Annotated in this window: 5 protein-coding genes; 2 read left to right on the forward strand and 3 right to left on the reverse strand. The window is 58.4% G+C overall.

Going from position 1 to position 4405, the window contains the following annotated elements; all coding sequences use genetic code 11:
• Window positions 1–436: hypothetical protein (locus WCB02_RS35360; protein ID WP_423966033.1), on the forward strand; the 436-nt coding region annotated here is incomplete at its 5' end.
• A gap of 1419 nt (window positions 437–1855) precedes the next feature.
• Here the strand turns inward: WCB02_RS35360 and WCB02_RS35365 are convergent.
• On the reverse strand, window positions 1856–2266 hold the full coding sequence (locus WCB02_RS35365; protein ID WP_423966036.1) for a hypothetical protein: 411 nt from the start codon (window positions 2264–2266) through the stop codon (window positions 1856–1858).
• Between the two features lie 431 nt (window positions 2267–2697).
• Between WCB02_RS35365 and WCB02_RS35370 the strand changes: the two genes are divergently transcribed.
• On the forward strand, window positions 2698–2964 hold the full coding sequence (locus WCB02_RS35370; RefSeq protein WP_423966038.1) for a hypothetical protein: 267 nt from the start codon (window positions 2698–2700) through the stop codon (window positions 2962–2964).
• A 160-nt stretch (window positions 2965–3124) separates the two neighbouring features.
• Here the strand turns inward: WCB02_RS35370 and WCB02_RS35375 are convergent, their stop codons facing one another.
• Complete coding sequence (locus WCB02_RS35375; protein ID WP_423966040.1) at window positions 3125–3868, reverse strand: SDR family NAD(P)-dependent oxidoreductase; 744 nt, start codon at window positions 3866–3868, stop codon at window positions 3125–3127.
• A 44-nt stretch (window positions 3869–3912) separates the two neighbouring features.
• On the reverse strand, window positions 3913–4405 hold a 493-nt coding region (locus WCB02_RS35380), incomplete at its 5' end, for an SDR family NAD(P)-dependent oxidoreductase (protein WP_423966042.1).

Raw genomic sequence — 4405 nt, forward strand, 5'->3', positions numbered from 1 at the left:
AGACGAGGTACTGCAAATCAATCTGATCACGAAGCGCCGCGCGTACCGCTATATTGCGGCCGCGAAAGAGGAATGGCTTTACCCAGAGCGTACTGTTTCGACCGATCACTGGAAGAAGTTTGGAGAAGGGTATCTGCTCATGCCCGAACCACGACTAGTTCACATGGGCGGCGAGGTTATAGTTGGGTATCGGGGAGGGGGTGGGCAGTCATTCAGCCCATACGGTCATACGCGCGGACAAGCAGGGTTTAAAGACGAGAAGCGTGAGAAACGCGAGACCGATGGGTTACGCAGATTTCAAGCAGAATGGGCGGTGAAGCACGGCCCCAAGTTCACGGCGTACAACAATGCCTTTGGCGGACTACTGCGCGAGGATAGCGCAGAAATGACAGCCGAGCATGAGAAAGTATACCGGCAATACAAGAAGCGGAAGTGAGACGAAGAAAAAGACGGTGGCATTCGAGAAGGCGGCCTTGGAGGCGAGCCGTTCGCCGTGTCAAGTGTCGGGTCTGCCAGAAATATAAAGTCCCGACTGGCTCCGAAATTGTCTGCATTCTGGGGTAGGCCGGAAATGACCAGCGCGCAGGAGCCCGTAGGATGGGTAGAGCGAAGCGATACCCATCAATCATGGTTGCGAAGATGATGGGTTTCGCGAAGGGCTCAACCCATCCTACGCGCTAAGAGGCTTAGCGTGATCGTCGAAGGCCCAAAGAACCGTCTCGTAGAACGTAGATCGGCCTCGGGGTGAATTGCAACGCTCTCTACGATTCCCGCTGGATCGAATGGAAACGTGAAATCGAACTCGCCTTTGTTCAGCGCGTCGCGCGTATGGCGGGTTGGAGCCGAAGGCGTAACCCACCGTTTTGGCGAAACAGAACGGCGGATCACGATCCGCCCTACGAGCTTTCCATCTCGTCACGCAGTGATCGGGCGCGGGCCAGGCCCTCCTCACGATCGACTTGTTCCAGCCGGAGGCCAATATTGCGGCATGTATGCGGGACAAAGGCACCCAGTTGCATATGCCTCCAGAAGCGCTCGTTGGCGTTCATTCTGAACTACCAAGAAACGAAAACGTCCGCGGGCTCTAAAATTGCTACCGTATTTCGCTGTATGCCAAGAATTGTTGAGATGGGCCATTAATCTGGCCCGCAAACCTTGGCTACCCCGAGCTTGGCCAACGTACCGAACTTTGCCACGACTGCCATAAAGAACGTAAACGCCCGGTTGGGTTGGCGCGCTAAGCTTCTCGCCCAGTCCAGGAAATCGATGGCGTGCCCCCGATTGTAACTTTTCAAAAAGCATTTTTACAATTTCAGGCTCATCCACGAATCGTCTCCCATAGTCTGATCAGACATTTATTCGTCTCCGCTCTGTTGCAACTCAAAGTATACTAGCCGCGCGGAATGTTGAAGCCCACCCACTTAGCCGATGGATTCCATCATGTCCGCCTCTCGCCCTCAACTGACACGCCGGGGCAGTCACGAGACGTCCCTTGTCGAGGGATCAAGGGACCTGGCCGAGACGAAGGTTCTGAACGATCAGTTGTCGGATCGTTTGCTCAAGTGGACCGCGGGCCTTTCGCTCAGTTCTGGCCAGGATCCGGCGCCAGAGGCGTCAAATGACCAATATCTACGAAACTCCGGTCGATACCGGGGGGCGCCGGCCTACACCGGATTCCCCGAGACCCGGTCGAACAAGCTTCGCCGCGACGGCAACGGACCTGTCTTCATCAAGCGCGGGAATTGCGGTGACAGAGCACTGAATTTGTCAGAAGCACACCGCAGATGCTCGACCACCAAGTGGACTGAACGAGGCCGCCAACTTGAGGCGGCCTCGTAAGTTCAAAACGAGAGAACTACTGCTCAAATGTGCGGACGCCTGTTCTCCCAGCATCTGTCCGGATCATGCGTCCCTTCTTGCCGTCAGCGGTAACGAAAATATCCCAATGCGCCGTTCCGCCGATCTGACCGTCCATTTCCATCTCGCCGGTGCAGTCCGCGTTGATCGCATAGTTCCCATGAAGTGTTTCTCGTTGGGCAGAGGCAACATTTGGCTGACGAATCGAGGTTTGCTTTCCTGAGAAGTTTCCAGCGCCGTCAAACTCAAGTACTCCATAGTGGACGTTTATGCCTCGGCCGTGAAACAAGTAACTGCCCTGCAATGTGTGAACTGAGCACTCGGCTGTGGCGCTCCGCGATCCCGAGAGAGAAACCAATCCGACTCCCAGTGCAAAAAACGACAGCACAACTGCTCGACTCAAGTTCATGGTGCGCTCCCCTATGAGATAAGACTCCCTCTGATTCTAGTTTGAACAGTGAGGCCAAAATGCGGACCTTCGGCCGACCAGATTCAATCAGGTCCCCAGCGGGGACAGACCGTCCGCTAGGGCTAAGGTCCGTTTCGGGTCAAGGCGGCAGTGGCCAGCAGGCGGATGGCACAGCCGGTCTGCGCCGCCAGCCAACATTGGAGATCATGAACATGACGGTTGGGACGGTGACAACAGAGTATTGCTGCGGGTAGATACCGACGAAAGTCTGCCTCCAGCCCCGAAATGGCCCGTGCGTTCTGGCACTTACGCTTGGTGCCACTGAGCGACATTGCAAATATAGCCACCCGAGGTAGCTTCCTGGCCTCCCACGCGGCAAATTCCGAAGAGACGGAATCTCTCTTCGCATTGAGAGCCAAGGAAAGCGGCAGATGAAGTTGGTGAAAGTGTCAGCGGCCATTGAGATCGTCTCTGTTGCTACGGGAAAGCCGCAGCAGCGGCGCGTTGCGATACTGCAGCGCGACGACGGGCATTTCACCTTCGCAGAAGAATACGCCTACAAGTCGGAATACGAAGGCGAGATCATTGCTGAAGGATGGCGGCGGCTTCCATCCGAAGGCATATTCGCGAGCGCAGAAATAGCCGAGGCTGAAGGTCACTCTGCCTTCCTTAGAAGGCACAAACGGCAATCAGGATAACACGCCGCGCAGACTGCTTTGGCGGTTGAGGGCATCATGGACTGGCGAAACAAGCTTGCGGGCAGCATTTGAATCGCGCGGCAGGAATGGCGACCGTCCGGGCAATCCGGCAAGAGAACAGAATGGGCTCCCCCCGCGGTCGCGCCGCAGGGCGAGCCGGTCAGGCGTTGGTGCCGCCGTCGACCGTGAGGTTGGCACCCGTGATATAGGAGGCGCCCGGACCTGCGACGAAACCGACCATCGCGGCAATATCGTCGACCGTGCCATAGCGATTGAGCGCCGTGTTTGCCTTCTGCGGCACGGCCCACTCGCCCGACGCCGGGTTGAGATCCGTATCGATCGGACCCGGCTGGATATTGTTGACGGTAATGCCGCGGTCTCCCACCTCCCGAGACAACCCCTGCGTGAACATACGGATCGCTCCCTTGGTCGCGGAGTAGGCCACCAGCCCGGGGGTCATCATGCGTTCGCCGACGCAGGAGCCGATCGTGATGATCCGGCCTCCATTGTTCATGTGTTTGAGCGCAGCCTGCGTCGTGATGAAAACACCGCGGAGGTTGATATCGATCACGCGATCCAGTTCCTCCAACGTCGCTTCCTCGAATTGCTTCGGGATGGCAGTGCCGGCATTGTTGACGAGGATATCGAGTTTGCCGAGCAAGGCGACCGCCCTGTCGATGGCGGCCTTCACGGCCGCGGGGTCGGTCGCATCCGCCTGGATCGCGATCGCCCTTCCGCCGGCGCCTTCGATCGTTTTGACGACCTCCGCTGCGGCATCCGCACCTTTGGCATAGGTGATGGCTACACGCGCGCCATCGGCCGCGAGACGCTTGGCGATCGCCGCACCGATGCCGCGCGAGCCGCCGCTGACGAAGGCAACCTTGTTTTCGAGTTCATTCGACATCGGGAATCTCCTCGTGGGTTCAGAAAACCGAATTTCCTGCGAGCTCAGAGCCTGGAACCGCCATCGACGTGAATGGTGTCGCCGGTGATCCAGCGCGCCTCGGGCGAGGCCAGGAAGGCGACGGCATCGCCGACGTCGTCAGCCTGGGCGATCCGCTTCAGCGCTTGCAGGCCAAGGGTGTAGTCGCGGCCGTCGTTCATCTTGACGAAGGACGACATGTCGGTCGCAACCACCCCCGGCGCGACGGCGTTGACGCGAACGCCGCGCGCGCCAAGCGCGGAAGCGAAATGCTTCACCAGCGTATCGACCGCGCCCTTGGTTGCGGCGTAGGCCGGCAGCACGCCCACCACGGCATGCGCCGCCAGAGACGACAGCAGCACGATGCTGCCGCCTTCATGCATGATGGGCAACAATTGCTGCACCAGGAAAAACGGCGCGCGGACATTGACGGCGAACAAACGATCGAAATCCTCGACCGTCGTCTCTTCGATGCTGGCGGTCTTCGCGATGCCGGCATTGGCGACCAGAATATCGAGC

The sequence above is a fragment of the Bradyrhizobium sp. genome (genome assembly GCF_049581145.1).
In the GTDB taxonomy this organism is placed as follows: domain Bacteria; phylum Pseudomonadota; class Alphaproteobacteria; order Rhizobiales; family Xanthobacteraceae; genus Bradyrhizobium.